Consider the following 289-nt stretch of genomic DNA (forward strand, 5'->3'; position numbering starts at 1 on the left):
ACCAATACTAATCGGTCGAGGGCTTATCCTAAAGATAAGGCGCAATGAAGTTTCGGATCCAGTTTTCAGGGTGTAACCTTGAAGGTATGTAGAAGTACATACGACAAGCGTATGGCGATTCATTCACAGAATCCGTGATGAACCGAATAAGCTTCGGAAGAATTTGCAGAGCAAATTCATGTTTGGTGGCGATAGCGGAGGGGTTCCACACGTACCCATCCCGAACACGACCGTTAAGCCCTCCAGCGCCGATGGTACTTGGACCGCAGGGTCCTGGGAGAGTAGGACG

Annotated in this window: 1 rRNA gene; it reads left to right on the forward strand. The window is 49.8% G+C overall.

The window, feature by feature from the left end:
* Window positions 1-181: 181 nt before the first annotated feature.
* Window positions 182-289, forward strand: a 5S ribosomal RNA gene (rrf, locus tag G9G57_RS25400); the annotation flags it as partial.

The organism is Paenibacillus sp. EKM211P (genome assembly GCF_011066175.1).
Classification (GTDB): domain Bacteria; phylum Bacillota; class Bacilli; order Paenibacillales; family Paenibacillaceae; genus Paenibacillus; species Paenibacillus polymyxa.